This is a genomic window from Stenotrophomonas sp. SORGH_AS_0282, from assembly GCF_030818125.1.
GTDB lineage: Bacteria > Pseudomonadota > Gammaproteobacteria > Xanthomonadales > Xanthomonadaceae > Stenotrophomonas > Stenotrophomonas rhizophila_A.
Window position 1 is genome coordinate 1586421 of record NZ_JAUTAB010000001.1, and the last position, 13332, is coordinate 1599752.

10 protein-coding genes are annotated in these 13332 nt (G+C 66.8%); 1 reads left to right on the forward strand and 9 read right to left on the reverse strand.

Translation table 11 applies throughout. From position 1 onward, the window contains the following. Positions 1 to 23: 23 nt before the first annotated feature. The 6 genes from sucB to QE395_RS07010 all read right to left on the reverse strand — a co-directional run bounded on the left by sucB (position 24) and on the right by QE395_RS07010 (position 9207). Complete coding sequence (sucB, locus tag QE395_RS06985; protein WP_068852987.1) at positions 24 to 1229, reverse strand: dihydrolipoyllysine-residue succinyltransferase; 1206 nt, start codon at positions 1227 to 1229, stop codon at positions 24 to 26. A gap of 42 nt (positions 1230 to 1271) precedes the next feature. Next, positions 1272 to 4103 (reverse strand): 2-oxoglutarate dehydrogenase E1 component, encoded by a 2832-nt coding sequence (locus QE395_RS06990; RefSeq protein ID WP_068852984.1) that lies wholly within the window; start codon positions 4101 to 4103, stop codon positions 1272 to 1274. A 184-nt stretch (positions 4104 to 4287) separates the two neighbouring features. After that, positions 4288 to 4812: a hypothetical protein gene (locus tag QE395_RS06995; protein ID WP_249832770.1), complete on the reverse strand. Its 525-nt coding sequence runs from the start codon at positions 4810 to 4812 to the stop codon at positions 4288 to 4290. Between the two features lies 1 nt (position 4813). Further along, the gene (locus QE395_RS07000) at positions 4814 to 6247 is read right to left on the reverse strand and encodes a cupin domain-containing protein (protein ID WP_249832769.1); all 1434 of its coding nucleotides are present in this window, start codon (positions 6245 to 6247) and stop codon (positions 4814 to 4816) included. Positions 6248 to 6469: 222 nt separating this feature from the next. Further along, the gene (purB, locus tag QE395_RS07005) at positions 6470 to 7837 is read right to left on the reverse strand and encodes an adenylosuccinate lyase (RefSeq protein WP_249832768.1); all 1368 of its coding nucleotides are present in this window, start codon (positions 7835 to 7837) and stop codon (positions 6470 to 6472) included. A gap of 35 nt (positions 7838 to 7872) precedes the next feature. After that, on the reverse strand, positions 7873 to 9207 hold the full coding sequence (locus QE395_RS07010; protein ID WP_245356557.1) for a hemolysin family protein: 1335 nt from the start codon (positions 9205 to 9207) through the stop codon (positions 7873 to 7875). A 182-nt stretch (positions 9208 to 9389) separates the two neighbouring features. On the opposite strand from QE395_RS07010, the gene QE395_RS07015 reads away from it, so the two are divergent. Further along, positions 9390 to 10802, forward strand: coding sequence for a class II fumarate hydratase (locus QE395_RS07015; protein WP_306988193.1), 1413 nt, complete (start codon positions 9390 to 9392; stop codon positions 10800 to 10802). 524 nt (positions 10803 to 11326) lie between these two features. On the opposite strand, the gene QE395_RS07020 is transcribed toward QE395_RS07015, so the two are convergent. The 3 genes from QE395_RS07020 to QE395_RS07030 form a co-directional block, all read right to left on the reverse strand. After that, positions 11327 to 11752, reverse strand: coding sequence for a hypothetical protein (locus QE395_RS07020; RefSeq protein ID WP_093532526.1), 426 nt, complete (start codon positions 11750 to 11752; stop codon positions 11327 to 11329). Positions 11753 to 11844: 92 nt separating this feature from the next. Further along, positions 11845 to 12432 (reverse strand): DUF2884 family protein, encoded by a 588-nt coding sequence (locus tag QE395_RS07025; RefSeq protein ID WP_249832766.1) that lies wholly within the window; start codon positions 12430 to 12432, stop codon positions 11845 to 11847. A gap of 12 nt (positions 12433 to 12444) precedes the next feature. Continuing rightward, a complete protein-coding gene (locus tag QE395_RS07030; RefSeq protein WP_249832765.1) occupies positions 12445 to 13332 on the reverse strand; it encodes a DUF4097 family beta strand repeat-containing protein in 888 nt (295 codons plus the stop codon).

Below are 13332 nucleotides of genomic sequence, written 5' to 3' on the forward strand. Positions count from 1 at the left end.
CAGGCGCGGAGGGGCGGGAGGTCTTACAGGCCGAACAGCATGCGGCCCGGGTTTTCCAGCTGGTTCTTGATGTCCACCAGGAACTGCACCGAATCCTTGCCGTCGATGATGCGGTGGTCGTAGGACATCGCCAGGTACATCATCGGCGCGATCACGACCTGGCCGTTCTGGGCGATCGGACGCTCCTTGATGGCGTGCATGCCCAGGATGGCGCTCTGCGGCGGGTTGATGATCGGAGTGGACAGCAGCGAACCGAAGGTGCCGCCGTTGGTCACGGTGAAGGTGCCGCCCTGCAGTTCTTCCAGGCTCAGCTTGCCGTCACGGGCCTTCTTGGCGTAGTCGGCAATGGTCTTTTCGATGTCGGCGAACGACATGCGCTCGACGTTGCGCAGCACCGGCGTGACCAGGCCCTTCTCGGTCGAGACCGCGATGGAGATGTCCGAGTAGCCGTGGTAGATGATGTCGTCGCCGTCGATCGAGGCGTTGACCAGCGGGAAGCGCTGCAGCGCGTTGGCGGCGGCCTTCACGAAGAAGCTCATGAAGCCCAGCTTGATGCCGTGCGCCTTGACGAACTCGTCCTGCAGGTCCTTGCGCGCGGCCGACACCTTGGACAGGTCGACTTCGTTGAAGGTGGTCAGCATGGCGGTGGAGTTCTTGGACTCCATCAGGCGTTCGGCGATGCGCTTGCGGATGCGGGTCATCGGCACGCGTTCTTCCGGACGTGCGCCACCGGCCTTGCCGGCGCCGCCGTTGCGGGCGAAGTTGACGATGTCTTCCTTGGTCACCGCGCCGCGACGGCCGGTGCCGTCCACATCGGCCGGGTTCACACCTTCGGTGATGGCGCTGAAGCGCGCGCCCGGGGGCAGGGCATCGGCAGCGGACTTCGACGCCGGGGCCGGCGCGGCAGCAGCGGCCGGAGCAGCGGCAGCGGCCGGCGCAGCAGCGGCCGGCTTGGCTTCAGCAGCAGCCGGAGCCGGGGCAGCAGCCACGGCACCTTCCTCGATGACCGCCACGACCTGGCTCGAGGTCACGGTGGCACCCACCTCGAACTTGATTTCCTTCAGCACGCCATCAACCGGCGACGGCACTTCCAGCACGACCTTGTCGGTTTCCAGGTCGAGCAGGTTTTCGTCACGCTTGACGGCGTCGCCGACCTTCTTGTGCCAGGTGGCGATGGTGCCGTCGGCGACGGATTCGGGCAGTACCGGGGCTTTGACTTCGGTGGCCATGCGGGGGCTTCCTGGTTTGTCTTTTCTGGAATGAGGGGAAAGTTATTCAGCGACCGCGTCGTTGAACGGGTTGACCAAGGCATCGGCGACCAGCTTCTGCTGTTCGATGATGTGGTCGGCCATGTGACCGGCAGCCGGGGAGGCCGAGCGGGCGCGACCGGCGTAGTGCAGGCTCTGGCCATCGGCCAGGCAGAACTGCAGGTGGTGGCGGATCTGGTACCACGCGCCCTGGTTCTGCGGTTCTTCCTGCGTCCACACCACGTCGGTGGCCTTGCCGTACTTCTTCAGTTCGGCCGCCAGCAGCGCGCGCGGGAACGGGTACAGCTGTTCCACGCGGATGATGGCAACGTCGTCCTGGCCGCGCTTGGTCTGGTCTTCCAGCAGGTCGTAGTAGACCTTGCCCGAACACAGCACCACGCGCTTGACCTTCTTGGCTTCTGCGTTGGCATCGCCGATCAGGTGCTGGAACTCGCCGTTGGCCAGCTCGTCCAGGGTCGACACGGCCAGCTTGTGGCGCAGCAGCGACTTGGGCGACATCACCACCAGCGGCTTGCGGGTGGTCAGGTGCATCTGGCGGCGCAACATGTGGAACGCCTGCGCCGGGGTCGACGGCACCACCACCAGCATGTTTTCCAGCGCGCACAGCTGCAGGAAGCGCTCCAGGCGCGCCGAGCTGTGTTCCGGGCCTTGCCCTTCATAACCGTGCGGCAGCAGCAGGGTCAGGCCGGTGATACGGCCCCACTTGGCTTCGCCGGCAGCGATGAACTGGTCGATCACCACCTGGGCGCCGTTGGCGAAATCGCCGAACTGGCCTTCCCAGATGCACAGGGTGTTGGGATCGGTGGTCGAGAACCCGTACTCGTAGGCCATCACCGCTTCTTCGCTGAGCAGCGAATCGATGATGCTGGCCTTCTCCGGCGAATCCACCAGCTGCCGCAGCGGCAGGTAGTAGTTGTCGGTCTTCTGGTCGTGCAGGATCGCGTGGCGGTGGGTGAACGTACCGCGGCCCACGTCCTGGCCGACCAGGCGCAGTGCATGGCCTTCGTCGAGCAGGGTGGCGTAGGCCAGGTTCTCGGCAAAGCCCCAGTCGCCCGGGATCTCGCCGGCGGCCATCTTGCGGCGGTCGTCGTACACCTTGGCCACGCGCGAGTGCAGTTCCACTTCGGCCGGCACGGTGTTGATCAGGTCGGCCAGCTGCTTCAGCTTCGCCGGGTCCACCTTGGTGGAGACCGGGTCGGACAGCTTGCCTTCCAGCAGCTTGGGCCAATCCACGAACAGCGCGCTGCTCGGCGGGGTCTTTTCGACCTTGGCCAGTTCGGTGGTGACTTCACCGGCGTCCAGCTTCTCGCGGTAGGCATCGACCATCGCCTTGCCGGCACCGGCGGCGATCACGCCGGCCTGTTCCAGCTGCGCGGCGTACAGCTCGCGGGTGGTCTGGTGCTTACGGATGACCTGGTACATCAGCGGCTGGGTGATCGCCGGTTCGTCGGCCTCGTTGTGGCCCCAACGGCGGTAGCACATCAGGTCGATGACCACGTCCTTGGCGAACTTCTGGCGGAACTCGAAGGCCAGCCTGGCGGCGAACACCACCGCTTCCGGATCGTCACCGTTCACGTGCAGCACCGGGGCTGCGATCATCTTGGCCACGTCGGTGGCGTAACGGGTCGAGCGGGTGTCTTCCGGGTTCGACGTGGTGAAGCCAACCTGGTTGTTCACCACGATGTGCACGGTGCCACCGACGGCAAAGCCGCGGGCCTGCGACATCTGGAACAGTTCCATCACCACGCCCTGGCCGGAGAAGGCCGCGTCGCCGTGGATCAGGATCGGCATGACCTGCTTGCGGGCGGTGTCCTTGCGGCGCTCCTGGCGCGAACGCACGGAACCGGCCACGACCGGGTCGGCGATTTCCAGGTGCGACGGGTTGAACGCCAGCGCCAGGTGGACCGGGCCACCGTCGGTGGCCACGTCGGCCGAGAAGCCCATGTGGTACTTCACGTCGCCGGCCGAGGCGTGCTCGTCGTGCTCGAACTTGCCTTCGAACTCGTCGAACAGCTTGCGCGGGTTCTTGCCCAGGGTGTTGACCAGCACGTTGAGGCGGCCACGGTGGGCCATGCCGATCACCACGTCCTTGACGCCATCCTTGCCGGCGTCACGGATGATGGTGTCCATCATCGGGATCAGCGAATCGCCGCCTTCCAGCGAGAAGCGCTTCTGGCCGACGTATTTGGTGTGCAGGTAGCGTTCCAGGCCTTCGGCAGCGGTCAGGCGCTCCAGCGTGCGGCGCTGGGTGTCAGCGTCCAGGCTGTAGTTGCCACCGGCCAGTTCCAGGCGCTGGTAGATCCACTGGCGCTGCTCGACCTCGGAGATGTGCATGAATTCCGCACCGATCGAGCCGGTGTAGGTCTTCTTCAGGCGCTCCAGCAGGTCGCGCAGCTTCATGCGCGGCTGGCCACCGACACCGCCGGTGCTGAACTCGGCGTTGAGGTCACCCTCGGACAGGCTGTGGAACGGCAGGCCAAGGTCCGGCGAGTTGACGGCCTGGGCCAGGCCCAGCGGGTCCAGGCGGGCGTCCAGGTGGCCGCGCGACCGGTACGCCGTGATCAGGCGACCGACATTGCGCTCGCGTTCGTCGCTGGCACCGGAGTTGCCGCCGCCCTTGACGGCGTTTTTGGCGGCGTCGGCGATATGGGCGATGACGGCCGAATGCGGAATGTCACCGGCTTCGCGGCCCTTGAAGCCGTCGAAGTAGGTCTTCCATTTGGGATCGACACTGTCCGGAGAAACGAGGTACTGCTCGTACAGATCCTCGATATAGGAGGCGTTGCCGCCGGCGAGCTGCGAAGACTGCGCAAACTGCTTCAGTAGATTGTCCACGATGGAGGGTCGGATTCGCTTGTGGGGTAAGGCTTCGATGATCCGGCAGGGAAAATGAATAGCCCTGCACGGGCGGTATCTAACGGTCCAAATTGTACCCCCATCGAGACAGGAAGGGGCACCGGAACGGCCTGTGGCGGGGCCGTGGTGTCATTCCCAGACAGGTTCAGGACCCGGAACGGGACTAGAAGCCGAGCGCGCGCAGCTCGCTGCAATCGCGCGAACGTTCCCATACGCGCTGCAAACCGTCCTGCAACGGCCGCGAACGTGCGGGCATGGCGAGCCCGGCTTCACCGTCGTAACGGAGCCCACTCAGACGAAAGTAGTAGTCGCCGGCATCGTTGAGCAGGCAGGCGGAGGCGAGGGCGCGGTCGATCGGGTCGGTCACCTGGCGCACCCGGAACACGGTGGGCAGGCGCTGGACCAGGCCCAGCAGGGGCGAGCCGGCCTGGGCGATGGCGGCCGCGTCGTGGACGATCAGCCGGACCTGCTTGTCGTGGCGGGCGGTGGCGAAGCGGCGCAGGGCGTCCAGCACCGGCGGTGCATCGAGCAGGCCGGGGTCGAGCACGCGGCTGTGCAGCCACAGCTGGCGGCGGGCGCGCTCGACCACGGCGGTGGTGATGGCCACCGCCTCGTCGGCATTGTCGATGGCGACCGCGCCGCCCGGCAGGCGGCGCAGGTGCGGGTCGGCGCTGCCGGGCCCGCTCATGTCAGGAGCCGGCGCCGCCGTCGGGGGTGCCGACGGCCTGGTCGTCGTCGCTGTCGTCGGTGTCGTCGAAATCGACGATCACTTCGACGCCATCGTCGTGGATGGTCACTTCGTGCACGTTGGCTTCGACGTCTTCATCCTCGAGGACCTCGACGGTTTCGGTGGCGTCGATGATTTCGTATTCGCCCACCGCGTCCTCTTCGTACTCGTCTTCGTCGTCGAACGCGTCGCCGTCGAGCAGCTGGTAATAGCCACCGGCCACCAGCGCGTGCAGGGCGTCGCGGCCCTTGGCCGAGAGCTTCTGGTACAGGGCACCACCGATCTGTTCGGCGGCGGCCAGGGCCTGGGCATCCTTCACCGGCAGGGCGAATTCGAGGCCGCTGCAGTACAGGCTGGCACCCCGCTTGGCCCGGCGCCAGGCCAGGCGTGCCCAGGGGTGGCGGCCGAGCTCGATGCCTTCGGCCAGGGCGGCTTCGATGTCTTCGCGCGGGAGCGGTTCGCCGGAGGCGACCACGTCACCGGCGGCGCGGTAGGTGGTGATGAAGCGGCCGAACCAGTCGCCGAGGCGGTCGGGGTCGTTCATGCGGATGGCGTTGAGGGCCTGGACCACGCGGCCCATGGCCACGGCGTCGATTTCGTTGGGGTCTTCGGGCACCTTCAGGTCCGGGTCCTGGTAACGGATGGCCTCGTCGGCATCCATGATCAGGGTGTCCAGGTAGTCGCTGATGAGCTCGGCGGAGGCGGGCGCGCGCATGCCGAAGGAGAAGGTCAGGCAGGGGTCTTCGGCCACGCCGTTATGGGGGACGTTGGGCGGCAGGTACAGCATGTCGCCGGGCTCGAGCACCCAGTCGTGGGTGGGCTTGAAGCGGCGCAGCAGCTTGAGTTCGACGTCGTTGCGGAACTCCAGCGGGGGGCGCTTGCCCTTGGTGGATTCGCTGGCGTCGATCTGCCAGCGGCGGTGGCCATGGGCCTGCAGCAGGAACACGTCGTACTGGTCGACGTGGGCGCCGACCGAGCCGCCGGTGGCGGCGAAGCTGACCATCACATCGTCCATGCGCCAGCGCGGCAGGAAGTCGAAGTGGCTGATCAGGGCGCGGACATCGGGGTCCCATTTGTCTACGTCCTGGACCAGCAGGGTCCAGTCGTGGTCGGGCATGCCGGGGAATTCTTCTTCCTGGAACGGGCCGGTGCGCACGGACCAGCCGTCGGTGGCGCGGTCGTGGCTGATCAGGCGGGCGAGGGCGGTTTCCTCGCAGGCCAGGCCGGCCAGGTCTTCGGGCTGGAGCGGGGTTTCAAAGTCGGGGAAGGCGCCGCGGATCAGCAGCGGGCGCTTCTGCCAGTAGTCGCGCAGGAACGTCGCGGCGGGCATGCCCAGCGGCAGGCCGGGGCGGGCCTGGACTTCGATGACGGGGGTTTTGGTCTTGCGGACGGCCATGGGGGAATCCTTGAAGCGTGTAGACGGAATGCGATTGGCGCAGCAGACGAAGCGCGCGCTCGTCCCGCCATTGTCCGCTGGTTGAACGGGATCTGCACCTGCGTCGCACTGTCGCGCGTGCCCCGGTAGCGCCGACCGTTGGTCGGCCCACGCGGCGCCAAACGAAAACGGGGCACCGGATATTCCGGCGCCCCGTCCGGGGTCAGTGCCTGATCAACGCGATCAGATCGCCTTGGCCAGATCGGCGGCCAGGCCGATATACCCACCCGGGGTCAGCTCGCGCAGGCCCTGCTTGGCGTCTTCCGGCAGGTCCAGCGACTCCACGAACGCCTTCATCGATTCGGCGGTGATGCCCTGGCCACGGGTCAGGGCCTTGAGCTGTTCGTAGGGGTTGGGCAGGCCATGGCGGCGCATCACCGTCTGCACGGCTTCGGCCAGCACTTCCCACGCCGCGTCCAGGTCGGCGTTGAGGCGTTCGGGGTTCACGGTCAGCTTGCCCAGGCCCTTGGCCAGCGAGTCCAGTGCGACTTGGCTGTGGCCGAAGGCGGTGCCCACCGCGCGCAGCACGGTGGAGTCGGTGAGGTCGCGCTGCCAGCGGCTGATCGGCAGTTTGGCGCTGAAATGCTCGAACAGGGCGTTGGCGATGCCGAAGTTGCCTTCGGCGTTTTCGAAGTCGATCGGGTTGACCTTGTGCGGCATGGTCGACGAGCCGACTTCGCCTTCCTTGAGCTTCTGCTTGAAGTAGCCCAGCGAGATGTAGCCCCAGATGTCGCGGGCCAGGTCGATCAGGATGATGTTGGCGCGGCGGGCGGCGTCGCCGATTTCGGCGATGTTGTCGTGCGGCTCGATCTGGGTGGTGTAGGGGTTGAACACCAGGCCCAGGCTTTCGACGAAGCGCTTGGCGAAGGCCGGCCAGTCCACGTCGGGGTAGGCGATGGCGTGGGCGTTGTAGTTGCCTACCGCGCCATTGATCTTGCCGGTCAGCTCGACCGCAGCGATCTGGCGGCGCTGGCGCTCCAGGCGGGCGACCACGTTGGCCACTTCCTTGCCCAGGGTGGTGGGCGAGGCGGTCTGGCCGTGGGTGCGCGACAGCATCGGCTGTTCGGCCTGGGCATGGGCCAGGGCGCGCAGGCGGGCGGCGATGTCGTCCAGCGACGGCAGCAGCACGGTGCGGCGGGCTTCTTCCAGCATCAGGCCGTAGCTGAGGTTGTTGATGTCTTCGCTGGTGCAGGCGAAATGCACGAACTCCAGGGCCGGGGCCAGCTCGGCGTCGTCCTTGAGCTGTTCCTTGATGAAGTACTCCACGGCCTTGACGTCGTGGTTGGTGGTGCGCTCGATTTCCTTCACCCGGGCGGCGTGGGCCGGGGCGAACCCGTCGGCCAGGGCGCGCAGGCGCGCGACGGCAGCGGCCGGAAACGGTGCCAGCTCGGCGATGCCCGGTTCGTTGGCCAGGGCCAGCAGCCACTCCACTTCGACCTTCACGCGGGCCTTGATCAGGCCATATTCGGAGAAGATCGGGCGCAGGGCGTCGACCTTGCCGGCATAGCGGCCATCAAGCGGGGACAGGGCGAGCAGGGCGAATTCGGACATGGCGGGCGCAGGCGATGACGGCGGGGGCCGTCATTCTACGCTGCCCCGGGGTCCTCGTCGGCCTCTTCGGGCGCCAGCCGTACGGTGACGGCCTGGATGCGGTGGCCGGCCATGCGCTTGACGGTGAACAGCTGGCCGTCGATGCGCACTTCCTCGCCTTCTTCGGGCAGGCGCTGCAGTTGGTGCACGATCAGCCCGCCGACCGAATTGAGGTGCTCGGGCGCGGCCAGGTCGCGGCCCAGCAGGCGTTCCAGGCGGAAGATGGAGGTGGAGCCGGCTACCAGCAGGGTGCCGTCGGCGCCCCGGGTGGGGGCATCCTTGACCACGTGCGGGTGCTCGTCCTCGATATCGCCGACCACCACTTCCAGCAGGTCTTCCAGGGTGAAGTAGCCCAGGATGCGGCCGTGTTCCTCGACGCACAGGGCCATGTGCGTCGTGCCGGTGCGGAAGCGCTCAAGCACGGCGGTGACCGGGGTTTCCAGCGCGATCAGGTTGGCCGGGCGCAGCAGGGCGCGCAGGTCGTCGGTGGGCTGGCCGCGGGCGATCTCCACCAGCAGGTCCTTCATGTGCAGGATGCCCAGCACTTCCTCGCCATCGCTGTCGAACCACGGGTAGCGGCTGTAGCGGCTTTCGGCGAACTCGGCCATCACCCCGGCCAGGTCCATGCCCTGGCGGAACACGCGCATGTGCTCGCGCGGGCGCATCAGGTCGCCGGCCACCAGTTCGGGCAACTCCAGCGCGTGGCTCATCAGGGTCAGGTCCTGGTCCGGTGCGCCGGCGCCGGGCTGCTGGCGGGCGACGATGAGCTTGAGCTCTTCGCGGGAGTAGCGGTGCGAGGTGTGCTCGACATCGCCCCAGCCGGCCAGCCGCAGCAGCGCGTTGGCGCTGTGGTTGAGCAGCCAGATGGCCGGGAACATGGCCCAGTAGAACAGGTACAGCGGCGCGGCGGTCCACAGCGACATGGCTTCGGGACGGCGGATGGCCATGGACTTCGGCGCCAGTTCGCCCAGCACGATGTGCAGGAACGAGATCAGGCTGAAGGCGATGATGAAGGCGGTCAGGCGTGCACCTTCCGGGCCCATGCCGAGGGCATCGAACAGCGGCTGCAGCAGGTGCGCGAACGCGGGCTCACCGACCCAGCCCAGGCCCAGCGAGGACAGGGTGATGCCGAGCTGGCAGGCCGAGAGGTAGGCATCCAGGTGCGAATGCACGTTGAGCAGGAGGCGGCCGCGCCAGCCGTGCCTGGCAGCCAGGCCGACGGCCTGGGTGTGGCGCAGTTTGACCAGGGCGAACTCGGCGGCCACGAAGAAGCCGTTGAGCACTACGAGGAACAGGGCCAGCAACAGGAGCAGCAGGTTGCCGACGATCATGGGTCGCCCATGGAAAGAGGTGATGCCTGAATGAACACGAATTCCGAGTCTAGCCGATGCCAGCTGCCGTTGGGATTCATTCCCGCTTGGGAGTATCGTGACCGCAGCCGCCAGCCAGGGAATGAAGGCCCGTTGCCAGCCGCCGTTCCCTTTCCCAACTGAAAGAATCGCGGAGTGATGCAATGAGCAAGGGTTTCAGGACCGAGCACGACAGCATGGGCGAACTGCAGGTGCCTGCAGATGCGCTGTGGGGCGCGCAGACACAGCGCGCGGTGGACAACTTCCCGGTCTCGGGCCAACGCATGCCGCGCGGTTTCATCCGCGCGCTGGGCCTGGTGAAGGGCGCCGCAGCGGCGGTCAACGCCGAGCTGGGCCACCTGCCGAAGAACATCGGCAAGGCCATTGAAAGCGCGGCCGACGAAGTGGCCGAGGGCCGCCACGATGCGCACTTCCCGATCGACATCTACCAGACCGGGTCGGGCACGTCGTCGAACATGAATGCCAACGAGGTCATCGCCACGCTGGCCAACCGCGCGGGCAAGGCGGGCAAGACCACGGTGCATCCGAACGACCACGTCAACCAGGGCCAGAGCTCGAACGATGTGATCCCGACGGCGTTGCGGGTATCGGCGCTGCTGGGCGTACAGGAGCAGCTGCTGCCGGCGCTGGCGCACCTGCGCAAGACCATCGACAAGCGTGGCCGCGCGCTGCGCAAGGTGGTCAAGACCGGTCGCACGCACCTGATGGATGCGATGCCGCTGACCTTTGAACAGGAATTCGGTGCCTGGTCGGCGCAGTTGTCGTCGGCGCAGGAGCGCCTGGAAGACAGCCTGAAGCGGCTGCGCCGGCTGCCGCTGGGTGGCACGGCGATCGGCACGGGCATCAATGCGGACCCGCGCTTCGGCGAGCGGGTGGCCAAGCGCCTGAAGCAGCAGACCGGGGTGCGCTTTGACAGCGCGGAAAACAAGTTCGAGGGCCTGGCCGCGCAGGACGATGCGGTCGAGCTGTCGGGCCAGCTCAATGCGCTGGCGGTGGCATTGATCAAGATTGCCAACGACCTGCGCTGGATGAATGCCGGTCCGCTGGCGGGCCTGGGCGAGATCGAGCTGCCGGCGCTGCAGCCGGGCAGTTCGATCATGCCGGGCAAGGTCAATCCGGTGATTCCGGAGGCGACGGTGATGGTGTGCGCGCAGGTGATCGGGCACCACACGGCGATCACGGTGGCGGGGCAGACGGGCAACTTCCAGTTGAACGTGACGCTGCCGCTGATCGCGGCCAACCTGCTGGATGGCATCGGCCTGCTCTCCAACATCTCGCGGCTGCTGGCCGACACGGCCATCGCCGGGCTGAAAGTGCGCGAAGACCGCGTACGCGAGGCGCTGGGCCGCAACCCGATCCTGGTGACGGCGCTGAACCCGATCATCGGGTACGAAAAAGCAGCCGCCATCGCCAAGCGTGCCTACAAGGAGCAGCGGCCGGTCTTGGACGTGGCCAAGGAAGACAGCGGTCTGTCCGAAGCCGAACTGCGCCGGTTGCTGGATCCGGCGGCGCTGACGGCTGGCGGCATTCATGCCGGTGGTGGTGGCGGCGGTTAAGCGCTAACAGCCAACAGCCAACAGCCAAGAGCAGCGTTTCCATCTCTGCGAGCGGGGCGGCCGTCGGGCAGCCCCCTACGGGACACGCCGTAAACCCGTCCATTGGGGCTTGGCAAAAACATCCATGTTTTTGACAGTCCCTACGGGGGCTGCCCGCCGGCCGCCCCAGACAGGTGGTCGCTGGCGGATGGGAGAAGCAGCCACGCATGGCGTGGCTCTACGCGGTTGCGCTGATTTCGCGGGGGGCGGGGTAGGGTCGGTTCCCAAACGACCGCACGGAACGCCACCACGTTCGATGACGCATGAAAACAATCGGCGTTGCCGTTGCCGTTGCCGTTGATCTCCGTTGCGCACCAGCCACCTGTCTGAGGGTCGGCGGGTGCGGGGGTACGGGGGCTTTGCGAAACATGGATGTTTCGCAAGAGCCCCCATGGATGGGTTCACGGCGCCCCCCGTACCCCCGCACCCGCCGGCCCTGCGCGCAGAATCCCGCAGACCAAGGCTCTGGCGTTTGACTTACGCGCTTACCGCCGATCCGCCATCAGGTTGTCGAACGTCTCGGTGTAATCCTTGAACTGCGGAACACGCGTGACCAGGTCCGGCGGGATCGGCTGCATGCCCGGCGGCACCTGGATCTTCACCGCGCGTTTGTCCGGGTCGTACGGGGCATCGGTGAGCGTGTTCTGGCGCAACACCTGAAGCTGGCCGAACATCTGCTGCAGCAGCGCGTGCTGGCTGTCGTCGAGCGGAATTTCGATCTCGTCGATCTTCATGTGGCCGTTGGGCAGCACGATGATGTTCGGCGCCGGCGCGCGGCGCACGGTGACCATGCCGTCGCTGACGGTGATCTTCGGCTTGCTGCGCTCGACGCGGTGGTTGCGGTATTCCTGGTCGCAGCCGGTGGCGGCAAGGCAGAACAGGGCCAACAGCAGGAGGTACAGCTTCTTCATGGCCGGCAGTGCATAAAAAAGGGGAGGGCTAGTGTAGCCCTCCCCCCGTGTAGCGGGCCTGCCTGCGACCGGATGTCGCAGGTGGCGACGGCTCAGTTATGGCAGTCGTCGACGTCGCTCTGGTCCATGGTGGCGTAAGGCTTGAAGGCCGGCAGCGCCGCCGCCAGCGCCTGCTGCTTGGCCATCATCGTCGGCAGCAGCTCGCACAGCTGCTTGGCGCTGGCTTCGATCTTGGCCGCTTCGGCGTTCACCTTCTCCTCGATGCCCTGCGTGTCGCCGGAGAACACCCCGCGCAGGGCTTCGCCAGCGGCCTTCACGCCCAGGCTGGCACCGGCCACGCCGATGTCCATGCCTGCGCCCGCCAGCTTTTCCACCTGCTTGCGGTAGTCCATCAGCAGCGCCCGCTGCTGGGCATCGATGGTGACCGCCTTGCCGTTGATCAGCAGGTCGCCCTGCGGGGTGATTTCGGCCTTGTCGTTTTGGTCGTTGGAAATCTTGATGTTGCCCTGGGCGATTTCCACCCGCGCCTTGTCCGTGGCGTCCTTGACCTTCTTGCCGATCGAATCGGCATCCACCACCGGCTTGCCGGTGGCCGGGTCGGTCTTGTTTGAATCCGTGTTGCTGCAGGCCGCCAACGGCAGGCACAGCAGCAGGGTGGGCAGCAGCAGTCGCATGTTCATGGTGGGGTCCCCTTATTTGCCGCGCGGCAGCTGCAGCTTGCCGCGCACGTCGCTGTGGTTGATGTCGCCGCTGCCGCTGTTGGCCACCGTCAGGTCGCCGCCCACATCGCGGACCGTCACGTCGCCCGAGCCGTGCCGCTCGACCTTGACGCTGCCGCCCACCGCGCGGGCTTCGAAATCGCCCGAACCGATGTTGCCCAGGCTGACGTTGCCCTTGACCTGGCGCAGGTCCACGTCGCCCGAACCGACCGTCTTGATATCGACATTGCCGGCGACCCCGTCCAGGGTGAGGTCGCCCGAGCCGATCGTGCCGACCGTGGCGTTGCCGCGCAGGTTGCGGGCGGTGAAATCGCCCGAGCCGATCGACAGCAGGTTCAGTGCACCGGCGCCGTCGAGCTCCACATCGCCCGAGCCGATCGCCGCCGTCACCAGCCCCTTGATGTCGCGCAGCTTGATGTCGCCCGAGCCGACATCGGCGCTGAGCGAATGCGCCCCGGTCACGCTGGCATCGCCCGAGCCGACCTTCATCTGCACCAGCACGTTGTCCGGGATGGTGCCGCGCAGGTCCAGGTAGGCGTAGTTGCTGCCGCCGGTGTTCCAGTTCAGGCCCTGGTTTTCGCGCTGCAGCTGAACCACCAGCTTGTCGCCAACCTTTTTCTGGGTCACGGTCAGCTGGCTCAACCAGTCCGCATTGGAGGCGCAGGCGCGGCCACTGAGCTGGGCTGCGCCCGGGCCGGCCTGCAGCACCAGGTCGTGCTGGTTCACCTCGAATACCACGGCTTTCGCGCCGGCGACGTCGAGCTTGAGGTCACGCGGGGCGTTGAACCGGCACTGCGGTTCATCGGCCAGTGCGGTCAGCGGCAGCAACAGCAGGGAAGCGACGACGAGCTTGCGGATCAT

Bases quoted from the DNA above. Each gene is read 5' to 3' on its own strand.
- QE395_RS07000 (WP_249832769.1), bottom strand. From the start codon at position 6,247: ATGGCCGTCCGCAAGACCAAAACCCCCGTCATCGAAGTCCAGGCCCGC.
- purB (WP_249832768.1), bottom strand. From the start codon at position 7,837: ATGTCCGAATTCGCCCTGCTCGCCCTGTCCCCGCTTGATGGCCGCTAT.
- QE395_RS07025 (WP_249832766.1), bottom strand. From the start codon at position 12,432: ATGAACATGCGACTGCTGCTGCCCACCCTGCTGCTGTGCCTGCCGTTG.
- QE395_RS07015 (WP_306988193.1), top strand. From the start codon at position 9,390: ATGAGCAAGGGTTTCAGGACCGAGCACGACAGCATGGGCGAACTGCAG.
- QE395_RS07020 (WP_093532526.1), bottom strand. From the start codon at position 11,752: ATGAAGAAGCTGTACCTCCTGCTGTTGGCCCTGTTCTGCCTTGCCGCC.
- QE395_RS06995 (WP_249832770.1), bottom strand. From the start codon at position 4,812: ATGAGCGGGCCCGGCAGCGCCGACCCGCACCTGCGCCGCCTGCCGGGC.
- QE395_RS07030 (WP_249832765.1), bottom strand. From the start codon at position 13,332: ATGATCCGCAAGCTCGTCGTCGCTTCCCTGCTGTTGCTGCCGCTGACC.
- QE395_RS07010 (WP_245356557.1), bottom strand. From the start codon at position 9,207: ATGATCGTCGGCAACCTGCTGCTCCTGTTGCTGGCCCTGTTCCTCGTA.
- sucB (WP_068852987.1), bottom strand. From the start codon at position 1,229: ATGGCCACCGAAGTCAAAGCCCCGGTACTGCCCGAATCCGTCGCCGAC.